The following is a 15,341-nucleotide window of genomic DNA, read 5'->3' on the forward strand; positions in this document are numbered from 1 at the left end:
AAGAGGCCGGTCACAGCGCAAGTCTCAACGTGGGATTCCTACGGAGGGCGGCCGTGTCACGTGGAGAAAGGAGCGCTCCGATGGGGAAGATATCAGTATCGGACCATGCTGTGCAGATGGTGGAGCAAGCGTGCGACGCGCTTATCAGCCACTTGGACAAAATCAGCGGGGACGTCGACAACTTGGCGAGCGCCAGCCAAACCCAGGGGTGGGGGAGCAGCCCGGACGGCCAGAAACTGAGCCAGAAGCTTCACGAGTACACGACGACGGGATGCAACTCCGACGGGCTCAAACAGAGCGCCGAAGAGCAGAAGAAGACTCTTGAGAGCTACAAGAAGCTGCTCAAGACCGGGGCGGAGCAGCTTTCCTCGAAGGACGAGGAGTCGGGTCGCGGCATCGACAAGGCGGTCGACGGGGACGCTGTCAACGAGGCGAAAGGCCAGGCGAGCAAGGCCGACGCGAAGACGCAGTCGGGGACTGGCGGCCAAAGCGCAGGCGGGGGCGGCGAAGCGGGCGCCGGTTCTGGCTCCGGCGGCGGCTCTGGCTCCGGCGGCGGCTCTGGCGGCGGCATGGGCGATATGTCGGGCATGGCCAGCCAGGGCATGCAGGGGGCGCAGCAGGCTATGCAGTCCGGCATGCAGGGCATGCAGCAGGCCGTGCAAGCCGGGATGCAAGGCGCGCAGCAGGCCGTGCAGTCCGGCATGCAGGGGATGGGCGGCGACCACGGCGGGGAGCATGGGGGCAAGGACGATTCGCACGGCGGCCGAGGCGACCACGAGGGCAGGGATCGGGGCGAGGACTCGGATCGCGCGGCGGATCCGAGCCGGGTCGGCGATATCGCGGAAGGACTGCACGACGACGGCCCGAAGCACGACAGTGCGCCGTCCAACGGCGGGTCGTTGTCGGACGGACCCTCGCCGCAGAACGCGCCCGCTCCGGCAGCGCCTGCCCCCGACGCGCCGCCGCCCGCTCCGGCAGCGCCTGCCCCCGCCGCGCCGCCGCCTGCCTCTCTGACGGGGCTGGGAGCCTCTGCGACTCCGATGACGTTGGCGGGGGCGGTTTCGGAGGACTCGCCAGGCGAAGCCTCGCAGGCCTTCCACGCCGCCATGCGCGAGCAAGGCGTCATGCACGAGCGGGACATGGCGCAGGAGGCCGCCGCGCAGTGGCAGTCCGCGAACGAGGCCGCTGCGGGAGCCGCGCTTGGCCCCGACGCCGCTCCGCGCCCGTCCGGCGGCGGCTCGTTGCTCGGGCAGGACTTCCAGACCGACACGGAGTCGCCCGGCATGCAGCAGGCGAACGTCGCCTCGTCCGTCGGCGGCGCGCAACCGGGCCCGTCCAGCGGCTCGTTGCTCGGGCAGGACTTCCAGACGCAGACGGAGGCTCCGCAGGGGCAGCCGTCCGATCCTCGTGCGTCCGAGAACCAAGGAGGTAGGGAGTAGTGGGAGACATCGATTACAACTCCATGGTCGACTCGGGCGGCAAGCAGCTAATCGCGTTCGCCGATTCGATCGACCCCAGCGCGATCGAGGCCGTCGCGAACACCTGGAAGCAGCTCTCGTTGGACATCCCGGAGGCGTACCAGGGCTTTCGGAACAGCCTGAGCAGCGTGTTCGGCTCGGAGTGGACCGGCACCGCCGCAGAGTCGGCCAATAGCGCCGCCGACCGGCTCTGCCAGGGCATGAACACCAACATCGAGCGCGTCTCCAACATGTACAGCAAGCTGCAACACCTGGCCTCGGCGGCGCAGACGGTCAAGAGCGCGGCGGAGCAGGCGCGGGCGGTGTTCGAGGCGAAGAACGCGAAAACGGAGGATCGCCAGGCGGTCGCGCGGGAGCTCGCCAACGCCCTGCACGGGTTCTACGGGGCCAAGGGCGAAGACCCGCTCGGCACCCCCGAGCCGTTCGAGAAGGTCGCGCCGCTCGTGTTCTCCAAACCGGAGGACATCTTCGGCGGGGGAGACGACGCGAGGACCAAGAGCGGGGACGGCGACGGGGAGGGGACCGGCAAGGGCGAGGCCAAAGAGGACGGCAAAGGCAAGGCCGAGGGCAAAGGCGACGAAAAGGGCCAGGGATCTGGAGCCGGAGGCGGTTCGCCCTCGGGCGACGGCAAGGGCCAGGGGGAGGGCAGCGGCTCCCCGGCCGGAGCGGGCGCGGGCGCTCCGGACGCGGGAGCTTCGGACTTCGCCTCGACCGATCCCATGTCGTCCGAGCTCGCGCCGATGGACGCCGCGACCGCCGCTGGCGGCGGGATCGGCGGCCTTGGTGGCGGCGGTGGCGGCATCGGCGACAAGGACAGGAAGCTTGGCGCGGCTCCCGCGAAGGCGGAAGCCTCGAACAAGCCGGTGGTCAACGTGAGCGGCCCGAACCTCGACGGCCTCAAGGGACAGCAGGCCATGGGCGGAGCCATGGGCGGCATGGGCGGCATGGGCGGAGCCCACGGGGCTGGCGGCGGCGACGGCAGGGAGCACAAGACTCCGGATTACCTCATCAACAACGACCACGGCTTCGACCTGGTCGGCCACGCGCTGCCGGTGGTGTCCCCCGAGGTCATCGGCGAACTCGACAAGAACGAGGTCAAGAGGATGGAAGCCAACCGGGAGAAACTGATGCAGGAGTCGGCGCAGAAGGCCTAGCGGCTAGTCGAAAGCAGTGAGGCCGGTTGGCTTCACTGGTACACCCCTTCTTCCTTCGCCATTTCGGCGACCGTGTCGCGGACGGCGGCGCGTTGCGCCTCGACCTCCTCGGCGAGATAGGCCAGCCAGTTCTGCCACTCCCCGCTCGGCTTCGGCCCTGCGCTCGCCCGCTCGTGCGCGAGCAGGGCTTTGCCGTTCGCGAGCCGGATTTGCCCCAAGCGCAATCGAACGGAGAGCGGCCGCGCCTTCGGGCCGAACGAGGCGCGCGCCGCTGAGGCGTTGGACCGGCGTGTTCGCAGGTCGACCGTTTCAGCGGCCTCGGCGCAGCCGCTGCGCGCCTCGTCGCTCTCCGTTGCGAGGGCTTCGGCGAGCCACGCCCCTTCGGGGCGAGTCGCGGTCCGCCAGAAACCGAGCAGAGCGAGCGGGCTGCAGACCACCAGCAGCGCGATCTGCCAGGGGCCGAACGCGAGGGCCAACGCGACGGAGCCGAAAGCTCCGAGACCGAGAGCGGCCCACCAGGCGGGGTCTCGCGCCGGCAGCAGCACGGCGAACGCGAAGCCGAACCCCGCCGCGCAGGCCCAAGCCCACGACCAGCCGCCCGAGGCGGCGGAGAGAGCGGCCTGGGCGGCCCCGTCGAACAGGCAGGCCAATGCCATTGCGCCGAGCGCTGCGGCGGCGAATCGGCCGAGGCGGCGGAGCCTGCCCAGCCCCAGGGCTCCGCGCGCGACGGAGAAACCGTAGCCCGCGAGAGCGGGCGCGGCCCACGGCGCGGCGACGAGGGCGAACCAGTGCGGCAGCCCTTCGCCGAGCGATCCCGCGAGGCCTCCGGCCGGATTGTCGAAGCTCCCGCGCACCAGCGCGATCAAGAGGATGCCCGACCACATGCCGAATCCGCAGCTCATTCCCAACTTCATGCCATCTGTCGGCCGGGGGGCCCGCTCGTCTGCGAGCGAGAGGAGCAACCATGTGCCGAGGATCGCGAGGACGGCGTGGGCCAGCGGCACGCCGAGCCAGCGGGCGAGCGCGTCGCCTCTGGCCGCGCCGAGCAGTTTGACCAGCAGCTGGCCGATCTCCCCGTCCGTTCCGGTGACGAGGACGGCGCATGACGCGCCCCAGCCGAATCCGGCGAGGACCAGCGTTCTTGGCAACACCGCGTGCGGGTCGAGCGCCCAACCGAAGAACGCGACAACACCCGCCCCCGCGCAGGTGAGCGCCGCCCAAACCAGGACCGCTCCGACGTTCGCCTTGGCGAGTTCGTGCGGCCCGCGCCAGAACAGCGCCGCCGCGACGCCTGTCGCGTAGGCCCAGAACGTGGCGTCGCGGAGACGGAGGAGGGCTGGTTCGTTCACGGGGTGATCCTCACGCTGTCTTTCAGGAGGCGAAGCTGCTCCAAAGGCAGACTCGTCTCTCGTCTGCTCTTGGAGAACACGATGAGCAGGATGGCGGTGCCGTAGTTGTACAGCAGGACTCGGCTATAGCGGCTGAGGTCGGGATTGCGCTGGTCAATCACGTGGTAGTCCTGCTCGATCTCGAGCACTGGGACCGGTTTGCCGTTGGCGTCTTTCACGGTGACGCGCTGGGGGTAGAGGCGGCCCGGATCGCGAACTCCGAGTTTGACGGTCGCGTACCAGCGCAGGTACCCCTCCGCGGTCAGCTCGCCCGCATCCGTCCGCGAGACGCGGAGCTCGGCCTCGTTCTGCCTGAGGACCAGCTCGCGATGCCCTTCGTCGAAGGGCGCGAGGCTCCAGCCCGCGAACGGGGCGAGGCTCACCGACATCTCCGGGCGGTCCGTGCCGAGCCGCTGGACGGCGGAACTCGCCGCCACCTGCGATGTCCGGCCACGAGTCTTTTTGTTGACCGCGCCAGGGACGAGCACCACGGCGGCGGTGAGCGCGAGGACGACCAGGCTCGTGAGCCAGCCCCGGTTGGGCAGCGTCCGCGCGAGGATCCACGGCGAGGCGAGCACGACGGCTCCCGCCCAGCGCAACAACGACCAGATCGGCAGGAGTAGGAAGCGCCAGATGGGCCGCAGCAGCCAGCGCCAGATCTGCTGGCCGGTCCAGCGCAGGGGGAGCCAGAGGACAGGGCGGATGGCCCATTGCCAGACCGGTCGGAGCAGGAAGCGCCAGATCTGCTGGCCGGTCCAGCGCAGGGGGAGCCAGAGGACAGGGCGGATGGCCCATTGCCAGACCGGTCGGAGCAGGAAGCGCCAGACGGGTCGGAGCAGCCAGCGCCAGATCAGCGCGGCGATGAAGACGACCGCCGCCCACAGCAGCCGGAAGGGCCTTGCCAGCCCCCGCAGGACGGGGGTGAGCAGGACGCGGTCCGACCACGCGCGCGCACGGGAAGTCAGCTTCGTCACTCGAAGCATTGTGACGTCCGCCGGACTCGCAGTTCACAGGCCCCTGCGGTGGGCGGGCCGGAAGGGGGCGGCCGCCTCAGACTTGACCTGGAGAGCGCTCCAGGTTTTAGGGTGGTCGTATGCGCGATGACGAATGCGCTGCCCGTACTTTCGATCCGAGGAGATCACTATGACTTTGTCTGTTCCCGCATACGCCGCGTTCTCGCCGACCGAGCCATTGCGCCCGACGGTGGTGGAGCGCCGCGAGCCGGGCCCGAAGGATGTCGTCATCGACATCGTGTGGGCCGGGATCTGTCACAGCGACATCCATACCGTGCGCGACCATTGGGGGCCGGCGAGCTTCCCCGTCGTGCCGGGGCACGAGATCGCGGGGATCGTCACCCAGGTCGGCTCCGAGGTCGAGAAGTTCAAAGTCGGCGACCACGCGGGCGTCGGCTGCATGGTGGGCTCCTGCGGCGAGTGCCCGAACTGCAAGGCCGGGGACGAGCAATACTGCTCCGGCACGGGGATGATCGGCACCTACAACGCGGTGGGCAAGGACGGGCTGCCGACCTATGGCGGCTACAGCGACCTGATCGTCGTCGACGAGAGCTTCGCGCTCAAAGTTCCGGACAACCTGCCGCTCGACCAGGTCGCGCCGCTGCTCTGCGCGGGCATCACCACCTACTCCCCGCTGCGCCATTGGAACGCGGGCCCCGGCACGCGCGTGGCCGTCGTCGGCCTCGGCGGCCTCGGGCATATGGCGGTGAAGCTGGCCGATGCGATGGGGGCCGAGGTGACCGTGCTCAGCCAGTCGCTGCGCAAGAAAGAGGACGGCCTGAGGCTCGGGGCGGACCACTACTTCGCGACCAGCGACAAGAACACGTTCAAGGAGCTCAAGAGCTCGTTCGACCTTATCCTCAACACTGTCTCGGAAGTCACCGAGATCGGGGCGTTCTTGAACCTCTTGGACCGCGACGGCACTCTGGTGCAGCTCGGCCTGCCGGAGCACCCGTTCCCGTTCAGCCCCGCGCCGTTGGTCTTCGGCCGTCGGCGCTGGGCGGGTTCGCTCATCGGCGGGATCGCCGAGACGCAGGAGATGTTGGACTTCTGCGGCGAGAAGGGCATTGGCTCGGACGTGGAGCGGATCGAGTCCGGCCAGATCAACGAGGCGTACGAGCGCGTGCTCAAGAGCGACGTCCGCTACCGCTTCGTCATCGACGGGAACACGTTCAAGGCGTAGGCCCGCGCCAGCGGGCCACGGCGCGAACGCTTTCGACGATTCTCCAAAGCACGGTCAGTCCAAAGAGCATGCCGACGACTAGGAAAAACTCGCCAGCTAGCCAGAGGCCGGTGGTGTCATAGGCGCTAGCGGTCTTGCCCAAGCTGTACGAGAAGCCCGCTGTCGCCGCGATGGTCATAAGCCAGCCGCGGCGCGGCGGGACCAACAGCCTGGCTGCGACGACGGCTAGCGCGACGCAGACGCCGCAGCCGACCACCTCGAACTCGGTGTAGGTTTTTCGGTCGAGCCTGCCCATCCACGCCCACCAGAGGAAGGCGCAGACCACTGCGAGCCCCGCCGCGACAGCGAGAGTCCTCGCCCACCCCCGGACTGTTTCTGACATCTGCGCCCTCGATCCTCCCATGTCGCAACGGTCCTGTTGAAAATTTCAAAAGGCGTTGGCGCCCAGGTTACACTTGCGTATATGCCTGATCCATCACCTTTGCTGCGCAGAATCGACCTGCGAGGCCGCGCGTATTCCGCCAAGGAGCTGCGCGACATCGTGCCACGGGGCGAGGTGGCGGTGGACTCGGTGGCGGGCACGGTCGCGGCGATTGTGCGAGAGGTGGCCGAGGGCGGCGCGAAGGCGGCGCTCGACTTCGGCGAGCGCTTCGACGGCGTGCGCCCGGCTCGGGCGCGAGTTCCCGCCGAGGCGCTCGCTGCGGCGGAGGCCGCGCTCGATCCGCCGGTCCGGGCGGCGCTGCTCGAAGCCATCGCCCGCGCGCGGCGCGGGCACCAGGCGCAGCTGCGCCAGGAGAGCACCACGGTCCTCGCCGACGGGGCGACCGTCCGGCAACGCTGGGTGCCGGTGGAGCGCGTCGGCCTCTACGTCCCCGGCGGCAAGGCGGTGTACCCGTCGAGCGTGGTGATGAACGTGGTCCCGGCCCAGGTCGCGGGCGTGCGGTCGATTGTGGTCGCCTCCCCGCCGCAGCGCTCCAATGACGGCCTGCCGCATCCGTTGGTGCTCGCCGCGGCGGCGCTGCTCGGCGTGGACGAGGTGTGGGCGGTCGGCGGCGCGCAGTCGGTGGCGCTCATGGCCTACGGCGGCACGGACACGGACGGGGCCGAACTCGCCCCGGTGGACGTGATCACCGGGCCGGGGAACGTCTTCGTTGCCGCCGCGAAACGCCTCGTGCGCTCGCGGGTCGGCATCGACGCGGAGGCCGGTCCCAGCGAGATCCTCGTCCTCGCGGACGACGCCGCGAACCCGGCGCACGTCGCGGCGGATTTGATCAGCCAGGCAGAGCACGACGAGAACGCGGCGAGCGTCCTAGTCACCCCCTCCGAGCGGCTGGCGGAGGCGGTCGAGGCGGAGCTCGCGCGCCAGCTTCCCGCCGCCGACCGCCAGACGCAGCTGCGCGCCGCCCTCGCCGGGCCCCAGTCGGCCGTGGTGCTTGTGGACGATTTGGCGCAGGGGATCGCGGTGGCGAACGCGCACGCCCCGGAGCACCTGGAGGTGATCACCAAGGACGCGGCGGCGGTCGCCGACCAGGTGACAGCGGCGGGCGCGGTTTTCGTCGGCCCATGGGCTCCGGTCAGCCTCGGCGACTACTGCGCGGGGTCGAACCACGTCCTGCCGACGGCCTCCACCGCGCGGCACAGCTCGGGTCTGGAAGTCGGGGTGTTTTTGCGCGGCATGCAAGTGGTCGAGTACACCGAGCAGGCGCTCAAGGAGGTCGCGGGCCACGTCCAGGCGCTCGCGGCCGCCGAGCAGCTTCCCGCGCACGGCGAGGCGATCAAGGCGAGGTTCGCATGAGCGGCGGCAACGCAGGAGCCGCCCAGAGCGACCGAGGGGATGAGGTCCAAGGCGCCCCGAGCCGCGTGCGCCTCGGGGACTTGCCGCTGCGCGACGAGCTGCGGGGCAAGGAGCCCTACGGCGCTCCGCAGTTGGAGGTCTTCGCGCGGCTGAACACGAACGAGAACCCGCACCAGCCCGCGGCCGCGCTGATCGACGATCTGGAGAAGTCCGTCGCGCACGCGGCGGCCGAGATGAACCGCTACCCGGACCGGGACGCCGAGGCGCTGCGCGAGGATCTCGCCCGGTACCTCGCCAAGCGCACCGGGACGGCGCTCGCCGCCGCGAACGTCTGGGCGGCGAACGGCTCCAACGAGATTCTCCAGCACCTCTTGCAGGCGTTCGGCGGGCCAGGACGCACCGCGCTCGGCTTCACGCCCTCGTACTCGATGCACCCCATCATCGCCAGAGGCACGCACACCGAGTGGATCTCCTGCCCCCGGCGGGAGGATTTCGCCGTCGACCTCGAAGCCGGGCTCGCGGCCATCGCGGAGCACCGCCCCGATGTGGTGTTCGTGACCACCCCGAACAACCCGACCGGCGCTGTCGTCCCGACCGAGCAGATCCGCGCCATCGTCGAGGCGGCTCCGGGCCTGGTGGTCGTCGACGAGGCGTACGGCGAGTTCACCGACCAGCCCAGCGCGATCCGGCTGATCGACCAGTTCCCGACAAAACTCGTGGTGACCAGAACGATGAGCAAGGCGTTCGCCTTCGCGGGCGCGCGCCTCGGCTATTTCGCGGCCTCGCCCGCGATGGTCGACGCGATGCTGCTGGTCCGGCTGCCCTACCACCTCTCGGTGCTCACCCAGGCCGCCGCAAGGGCCGCGCTGCGGCACGCGGACCTCACGCTCGGGTCGGTGGCCGAGGTGGCGGCCGAGCGCGACCGCATCACGGCCGAGCTGCGCGCGATGGGCTACCACGTCTATCCCACCGACGCGAACTTCTTGCTCTACGGTTTCTTCCCGGACGAGCGAAAAGCCTGGCAGCTGTACCTGGACCGGGGGGTGCTCGTCCGCGACATGGGCTTGCCGCACCTGCTCAGGATGAGCGTGGGCCTGAAGGCCGAGAACGATTTGTTCCTGCAGATCAGCGCAGACTTGGAGAGGAAGACAACCCGATGACCGATCGGCGGGCCCGGATCGAACGGGCCACCAAAGAGACCAAAGTGCTCGTGGAGATCGCCCTCGACGGCTCGGGGGCCACGGACATCGCCACCGGCGTGCCGTTCTACGACCACATGCTCACCGCGTTCGGCGCGCACGGCGGCTTCGATTTGACCGTCCACGCCGAGGGCGACGTCGAGATCGAAGCCCACCACACCGTGGAGGACGTTGCGATCTGCCTCGGCCAGGCGATCCGCCAGGCGCTCGGCGACAAGGCGGGGATCACCCGGTTCGGCGACGCGTGGGTGCCCATGGACGAGGCCCTCGCGCACGCGGCGGTCGATGTCTCCGGGCGCCCGTATTTCGTGCAGGTCGGGGAGCCGGAGGGGATGGCGACGTTCACGATCGCCGGTTCTTCGGTCCCGTACCACACGGTGATCAACCGTCACGTTTTCGAATCGCTGAGCTTCCACGCGCAGATCGCGCTGCACGTCCGGGTCGTCCACGGCAGGGATCCGCACCACATCACCGAGGCGGAGTACAAGGCGGTCGCGCGCGCGCTGCGCCAGGCGGTGGCGTTGGACCCGAGGGCGCTTGGCAAGGTGCCGAGCACGAAGGGCGTGCTGTGACCGAGGTCGTGGTGTTCGATTACGGGTACGGCAACGTGCATTCGGTGGCGAAAGCCGTGGCCAAGGCCGGAGCCCAAGTCCAGGTGACCGCCGACCAGAAGGCGGCGCTCGCCGCAGACGGGCTCCTGGTGCCCGGCGTCGGCGCGTTCGACGCCTGCGCGAAGGGGCTGCGGGACGCGGGCGGGGACAAGCTCGTGGACCAGCGCCTCGCGGGCGGCAGGCCGGTCTTGGGGATCTGCGTCGGGATGCAGGTGCTGTTCGAGGGGAGCGAGGAGCGCCACCACGAGACTCCCGAGCCTGGCTTGGACCAATGGCCGGGCCGGGTGGAGCGGCTGGACGCGCCCGTGCTGCCGCATATGGGCTGGAACACGGTGGACTTCCCCGCCGACAGCGAGCTTTTCGCCGGCGTGGCTCCGGGGGCCCGAGTGTACTTCGCGCACTCCTACGCGGCGCGGGAGTTCGCGCTCGTGGCGGAGGGGCCGTTCGCAGCCCCCAAGGTGACCTGGGGGGAGCACACCGGCAAATTCGTCGCGGCGGTGGAAAACGGAGCGTTGTGGGCGACCCAGTTCCATCCGGAGAAGTCTGGCGAGGTCGGCAATCAGCTGCTGCGCAACTGGCTCGCGCACTGTGAAAGACTGTCTCTATGACCAGACCGCAACCGCCGCGCGCCGCGTCGATGTACGGAGCCGTGGATTTGTCCGCGCTCAAAGCCAATGCCGACCGTCCGGCTCGTCCCGCGCAGCCGTCGCAGGAGCCTGCGACCCCGGTGGACTCCGAGCATGTCTTCGACGTCGCCGAGGCGGACTTCGAGAGCCAAGTCCTCGAACGCTCGACGCGCCAGCTCGTCGTCGTCGACCTGTGGGCGACCTGGTGCCAGCCGTGCAAGCAGCTTTCGCCGGTGCTGGAGGGGTTGGCCGCGCAGTCGGGCGGGCGCTGGGTGCTGGCCAAAGTGGACGTGGACGAGAACCAGAGGATCGCGCAGGTCTTCGGGGCGCGGTCGATCCCCATGGTGGTGGCCATCGCGGGCGGCAGGCCGGTGAGCGCCTTCCAGGGCGCGCAGCCCGAGCCGGTCGTGAAGCAGTGGCTGGCGGACGTGCTGGAGCAGGTGGCTCCGCTGTTCGGGCAGGAGGAAGACGCCGAGGAGCCGACGGACCCGAGGCTGGTCGCGGCTTCCGAGGCGCTCGCCGACAACGACTTCGCCAAGGCGAGAGCGTTGTTCGAGGACATCAAAGAGCGCGGGACTGACGAGACGGAGGGCTCGAAGAAGGCTGCGGCGCGTCAAGCCACCGCCGAAGCCGGCCTGCGCGAGGTGGCCTTCTTGGAGCGGGTGAGCGCCATCTCGCCGGATGCGGTTGCCGCAGCGCAAGAGAACTCTGGCGATGTCGACGCGCAGCTGGAAGTCGCGGACCTCGAAGTCGCCGCCGGCCGGGCCGGGCAGGCCTTCGACCGGTTGATCGGCGTGGTGAAGACGAGCCCGGAGCCGGGGAAGACCACCGCTCGCAAACGGCTTTTAGAGCTTTTCGAGCTTTTCGACCCGGCGGACCCGACGGTCATCGCCGCCCGTCGCAAGCTCGCGAGCGCGTTGTACTGAACCGCCGTTCCCCTAGGGGAGCGGCGGGTACTGCTGCGCGCACACCTTGCTCGGTCCGAGGACGCCGACGCGGAAGGCGTTCCAGCGGGTGAGCGCGCTCGGCGCGGCCTGTCCGTTCAAATCCTGCGCGATATAGCCGTGCTGGAGGAGTTCGCTCGTGGGCTTGTCGAGGTCGCCAGGGGTGAGGATGATGGGTTTGTGCGCGGCGTCGACGCCGTAGCGGCCCACGATGCTGCGCAGCCACGCCCCGGAGAGGCAGGCCCCGGCGAGCCCCGCGCCGAGGCCGGTCGTCGGCTGGCCCTGATGCTTGAGGTAGGCGAGGCCGAAGCGGGAGGCGATGATGGCGAGCGCGGCGGTGTCTCCGGTGATCTTCAACGGCACGCCGCCCTCCTCGGTCGGCACGCCGATCTTGGCGAGTGCTGGCACGTCGAGGCTCACCGTGTTGGTCGCCTCGCAGTACAGCGCCGGGGGAGCCTTCTGCGGGTCCGAAGCCACTTTCTGGTTCGGGCAGTTCTTGTCGACGCCGTCATAGGTGACTTTCGGCATCGTGGGCAGCATCTCTTGGAAGAACTGCTGGATGGACGGGATGGCCTTGGTCTCGAGGATGCTCCGGTTGATGGGGATGTTGTCCTGGCCGATCTGCGGGTCCGGGACGATCGGCAAGCCGTTGCGGCGCTTGTCGATCTCCTTCTCGTCGATCTTCGAGCAGGCGTCCGCTCCGTCTGCGAACCCCATCCGGAAGGCGCTGACCCGGTCGAAGCCGCTGCCGTGCTCCTGGTCCTTGTAATCCGACTCCGTCGCCATCTTGGGGTCGTCGCGCAGCGCGAGCATCGAGGCGAGGATGGTGTTGAGCCCGTTGGAGGAGTTGAGCCGGAAGTGCTTCGCGCGTCCGTCGACGACGTAGCGGATGAAGAAGCCCGCGAAGCAGTCGGCCTGTTGCTCGAACACGATGCTCGGGTCCGAGTCTTTGATGAGATTGGCGAGATGCTGGATGCGGTGGCCGTACTCGTGGGCGAAAACAACGACGATCGCGATCGGCGGGAACTCGTTGTCCAAAAGCGGCATGAGAACCCCCCGGTCCCAGGCGATGGCGTCTTCGCGGGGGCAGTACATGGCGTTGGGCTCGCGATAGGCATCGCGGCCGCAGGCGATGGCTTCGGGGTCGCGCGCGTCGTACGAGTAGAGCGTCCCGACGGGCTTGAACGAGGCCGCTTGCTTGAAGTATTTCGGCAGCTTCTCCCGCCAGAACGCTTCGATGTCGTCAAGCGCCGCGATGGCGAGCTGGTCGGTTTTCTTCGCTTCCGGGCTCTCGTCGCTCTTGGTCCCCTTGACCTGGCGCGACGGGATGGGCACGCCTTCTTTGAGCCCGTTGGGCCCTCCGCTGGCCGGCATGCCGGGCACCACGTCGAGGTAGCTCCTCGGCGTGCGGGACGCGTTTCCCGGAACGACCTCGACGCAGCCTGCCGTCACAAGGCAGAGCGCGAGGAGCAAAAGGAAGAACGAAGTCCCACGGTGACGCATAGAGAGATGATAGAGCCTTGCTGTTCGGAGACGAGCCAGGTGGCGGTGGTGGTTGTGTGCGGTGGGGAGCTGCGCGTGAGGTCGTTGCTTGTGTTTGGGCTGCGGTCTATTGCTTGTGTTTGGGCGCGGGCTAGATAGCGGTGGTGGTTCTGTGCGATGGAGATCTGCGCTGGGCCTATTGCTTGTGTTTGGGCGCGAGCCAGATAGCGGAGAGCTTCGCGATGGAGATCTGCGCCGAGGCGGGTCTGCCATGCCATGGTTTCGCTTCGGCAGTCACCGAACCAAGGTTCCCTTTGCCCGATCCGGCGTATATTTCCGCGTCGGTGTTGAGCACTTCGGCCCATTCGCCCACTTCGGGCAGGCCCACCCGGTAGCTCGAAAGATCGGACCCGGACAGGTTCACCACGCATGCGAGCTTCTCCCCCTCTGCCGAGGTCCGCAGGAAGGAGAGCACGTTGTTCTGCGCGTCGTTCGCGTCGATCCACTCGAAACCGGCCGGAGAGGTGTCCAGGCTCCACAGCGCCGAACGCTCGCGATAGACCGAGCCGATGTCGCGGACGAGCGCGAGAATCCCTCGGTGCAACTCGCCCTCCCAGCCGTCGAGCTGCCACCAGTCAAGCTCCTTGTCGGCGGACCACTCGGCGCTCTGGCCGAACTCCTGGCCCATGAAGAGCAGCTTCTTGCCCGGATGCGCCCACATGTAGGCGAGGTAGGAGCGCACGCCCGCCGCCTTGTCGAAGCTCGACCCCGGCATCCGCGACCACAGCGTCCCTTTGCCGTGGACCACCTCGTCGTGGCTGATCGGCAGGACGTAGTTCTCGCTCCACGCGTACATGAGCGAGAAGGTGATCTCGTTGTGGTGGTACATCCGGTGGATCGGGTCGTGGCCGAAGTACCGCAACGAGTCGTGCATCCAGCCCATGTTCCATTTCATGGTGAAGCCGAGGCCGCCGAGCGAGGTCAGCCTGGTCACGCCTGGCCAGGCGGTGGACTCCTCGGCTATGGTGACCACGCCGGGGTGGTGTTTGTGCACCGTCGCGTTGAGCTCTTGGAGGAACTGCACCGCGTCTAGGTTCTCCCGCCCGCCGTAGGCGTTCGGGACCCATTGCCCGTCGGGGCGGGAGTAGTCGAGGTAGAGCATGGAGGCGACCGCGTCCACGCGCAGCCCGTCGATGTGGAACTCCTCGAACCAGTAGAGCGCGTTGGCGACGAGGAAGTTGCGCACCTCGTGGCGGCCGAAGTCGAAGACGTAGGTGCCCCAGTCCGGCTGCTCGCCCCGCCTCGGGTCCGGATGCTCGTAGAGCGGGCTGCCGTCGAACCGGGCGAGCGCCCAGTCGTCTTTCGGGAAGTGCGCTGGCACCCAGTCCATGATGACCCCGAGCCCCCTGCTGTGCAGGTGGTCGACGAAGGCGCGGAAATCGTCGGGGGAGCCGTAGCGCGCGGTTGGGGCGAAATACGAGGTCACCTGGTACCCCCAGGAGCCGCCGAAGGGATGCTCGGCGACCGGCAGGAGCTCGACGTGGGTGAAGCCCAGGCCTGCGGCGTGGTCGGCGATCCGTTCGGCGATCTCGCGGTAGCCCAGGGGCTGGCCGTCCTCGGACCGGGCGAAGGAGCCGAGGTGCACCTCGTACACGGCCATCGGCTCCTCGGTGGGCTTGCCCCTCTCGCGCCGGGCGATCCATTCCTGGTCGGACCATGCGAAGCCGCTCTCGGCGACCACGGAGGCGGTTTGCGGCGGATGCTCGGTCTGGAAAGCGATCGGGTCGGCCTTCAAACGGGCCGTGCCGTCCGCGCCGAGGACGCGGTATTTGTATTTGGCCCCTGCCGCCACGTCGGGGAGGAAGACTTCCCAGACGCCGCTGGAGCCGAGCGACCGCATGGGCGCGGCCTGCGGGTTCCACCCGTTGAACTCGCCGACCACCGAGACGCCGCGCGCGCTCGGGGCCCAGACCCGGAACGCCGTGCCGACGACCTGGTCGACGGCGACCGGGTGCGCGCCGAGCGCCTCCCAGAGCCGCTCGTGGCGGCCTTCGCCGATCAAATGCAGGTCGAGCTCGCCGAGCGTGGGAGCGAACCGGTAGCCGTCCGCGCCGAGGACTTCGTTGCCGTCGTCGTACTCGGCGAGCAACTGGTAGTACGGCAGATCGTAGAGCGAGATGTACGCGCCGAAAAACCCGTGCCCGAGATGAGCGAGGGGGGTTTGGGCTCCGTCCGCGAAGACCGCCGTCACGCTTTTCGCGAGCGGGCGCACGGCGCGGATGATCCAGCCGGAGCCGGTCGGGTGCGCGCCGAGGACGCGATGCGGGTCGTAGTGCGCGCCCGAGAGCAGCAGGTCGAAGTCCTTGGCTGGGATCTCGGCGGAACCCGATCCGGGTTTCTGCCTCGCAGGATCCACGTGGGTGAAATGCGTGTTCATCGGTCGGCTCGTTCCTATAGGTGCTTGATCG

13 protein-coding genes are annotated in these 15,341 nt (G+C 68.9%); 8 read left to right on the plus strand and 5 right to left on the minus strand.

The genetic code is table 11. The annotated features are described in order from the left end of the window. The first annotated feature begins 116 nt into the window (after nt 1-116). Complete coding sequence (locus tag HMPREF9336_RS08820) at nt 117-1,439, plus strand: hypothetical protein (RefSeq protein WP_040584721.1); 1,323 nt, start codon at nt 117-119, stop codon at nt 1,437-1,439. Further along, nucleotides 1,439-2,632 (plus strand): WXG100 family type VII secretion target, encoded by a 1,194-nt coding sequence (locus HMPREF9336_RS19180; protein WP_007471026.1) that lies wholly within the window; start codon nt 1,439-1,441, stop codon nt 2,630-2,632. Before HMPREF9336_RS08820 ends, HMPREF9336_RS19180 begins: the two co-directional genes overlap by 1 nt. 32 nt (nt 2,633-2,664) lie before the next feature. Here the strand turns inward: HMPREF9336_RS19180 and HMPREF9336_RS08830 are convergent, their stop codons facing one another. Then, a complete protein-coding gene (locus HMPREF9336_RS08830) occupies nt 2,665-3,981 on the minus strand; it encodes a hypothetical protein (protein WP_007471028.1) in 1,317 nt (438 codons plus the stop codon). Beyond that, nucleotides 3,978-5,003: a hypothetical protein gene (locus HMPREF9336_RS08835; protein WP_007471029.1), complete on the minus strand. Its 1,026-nt coding sequence runs from the start codon at nt 5,001-5,003 to the stop codon at nt 3,978-3,980. The genes HMPREF9336_RS08830 and HMPREF9336_RS08835 overlap by 4 nt, the downstream gene beginning before the upstream one ends. Nucleotides 5,004-5,163: 160 nt before the next feature. Here HMPREF9336_RS08835 and HMPREF9336_RS08840 point away from each other — a divergent pair, with 160 nt between their 5' ends. Continuing rightward, a complete protein-coding gene (locus HMPREF9336_RS08840) occupies nt 5,164-6,216 on the plus strand; it encodes an NAD(P)-dependent alcohol dehydrogenase (protein WP_007471031.1) in 1,053 nt (350 codons plus the stop codon). Here the strand turns inward: HMPREF9336_RS08840 and HMPREF9336_RS08845 are convergent. Continuing rightward, on the minus strand, nt 6,206-6,598 hold the full coding sequence (locus HMPREF9336_RS08845) for a hypothetical protein (RefSeq protein ID WP_007471033.1): 393 nt from the start codon (nt 6,596-6,598) through the stop codon (nt 6,206-6,208). The genes HMPREF9336_RS08840 and HMPREF9336_RS08845 overlap by 11 nt on opposite strands. 81 nt (nt 6,599-6,679) lie before the next feature. On the opposite strand from HMPREF9336_RS08845, the gene hisD reads away from it, so the two are divergent. The 5 genes from hisD to HMPREF9336_RS08870 are packed head-to-tail and all read left to right on the plus strand — an operon-like array spanning nt 6,680 to nt 11,373. Continuing rightward, nucleotides 6,680-8,011 (plus strand): histidinol dehydrogenase, encoded by a 1,332-nt coding sequence (hisD, locus tag HMPREF9336_RS08850; RefSeq protein ID WP_021030381.1) that lies wholly within the window; start codon nt 6,680-6,682, stop codon nt 8,009-8,011. Beyond that, the gene (locus HMPREF9336_RS08855; RefSeq protein WP_007471037.1) at nt 8,008-9,171 is read left to right on the plus strand and encodes a histidinol-phosphate transaminase; all 1,164 of its coding nucleotides are present in this window, start codon (nt 8,008-8,010) and stop codon (nt 9,169-9,171) included. The genes hisD and HMPREF9336_RS08855 overlap by 4 nt, the downstream gene beginning before the upstream one ends. Continuing rightward, nucleotides 9,168-9,782, plus strand: coding sequence for an imidazoleglycerol-phosphate dehydratase HisB (gene hisB, locus HMPREF9336_RS08860; RefSeq protein WP_007471038.1), 615 nt, complete (start codon nt 9,168-9,170; stop codon nt 9,780-9,782). The genes HMPREF9336_RS08855 and hisB overlap by 4 nt, the downstream gene beginning before the upstream one ends. Beyond that, nucleotides 9,779-10,429 (plus strand): imidazole glycerol phosphate synthase subunit HisH, encoded by a 651-nt coding sequence (gene hisH, locus HMPREF9336_RS08865; protein WP_040584723.1) that lies wholly within the window; start codon nt 9,779-9,781, stop codon nt 10,427-10,429. The genes hisB and hisH overlap by 4 nt, the downstream gene beginning before the upstream one ends. 29 nt (nt 10,430-10,458) lie before the next feature. After that, the gene (locus tag HMPREF9336_RS08870; protein ID WP_007471041.1) at nt 10,459-11,373 is read left to right on the plus strand and encodes a tetratricopeptide repeat protein; all 915 of its coding nucleotides are present in this window, start codon (nt 10,459-10,461) and stop codon (nt 11,371-11,373) included. Between the two features lie 12 nt (nt 11,374-11,385). Here HMPREF9336_RS08870 and HMPREF9336_RS08875 read toward each other — a convergent pair whose 3' ends face one another. Beyond that, complete coding sequence (locus tag HMPREF9336_RS08875; RefSeq protein WP_007471043.1) at nt 11,386-12,894, minus strand: neutral zinc metallopeptidase; 1,509 nt, start codon at nt 12,892-12,894, stop codon at nt 11,386-11,388. 175 nt (nt 12,895-13,069) lie between these two features. Beyond that, nucleotides 13,070-15,310, minus strand: coding sequence for a 1,4-alpha-glucan branching protein GlgB (glgB, locus tag HMPREF9336_RS08880; RefSeq protein WP_007471045.1), 2,241 nt, complete (start codon nt 15,308-15,310; stop codon nt 13,070-13,072). Nucleotides 15,311-15,341: the final 31 nt, after the last annotated feature.

The sequence above is a fragment of the Segniliparus rugosus ATCC BAA-974 genome, assembly GCF_000185725.2.
Taxonomy (GTDB): Bacteria; Actinomycetota; Actinomycetes; order Mycobacteriales; family Mycobacteriaceae; genus Segniliparus; species Segniliparus rugosus.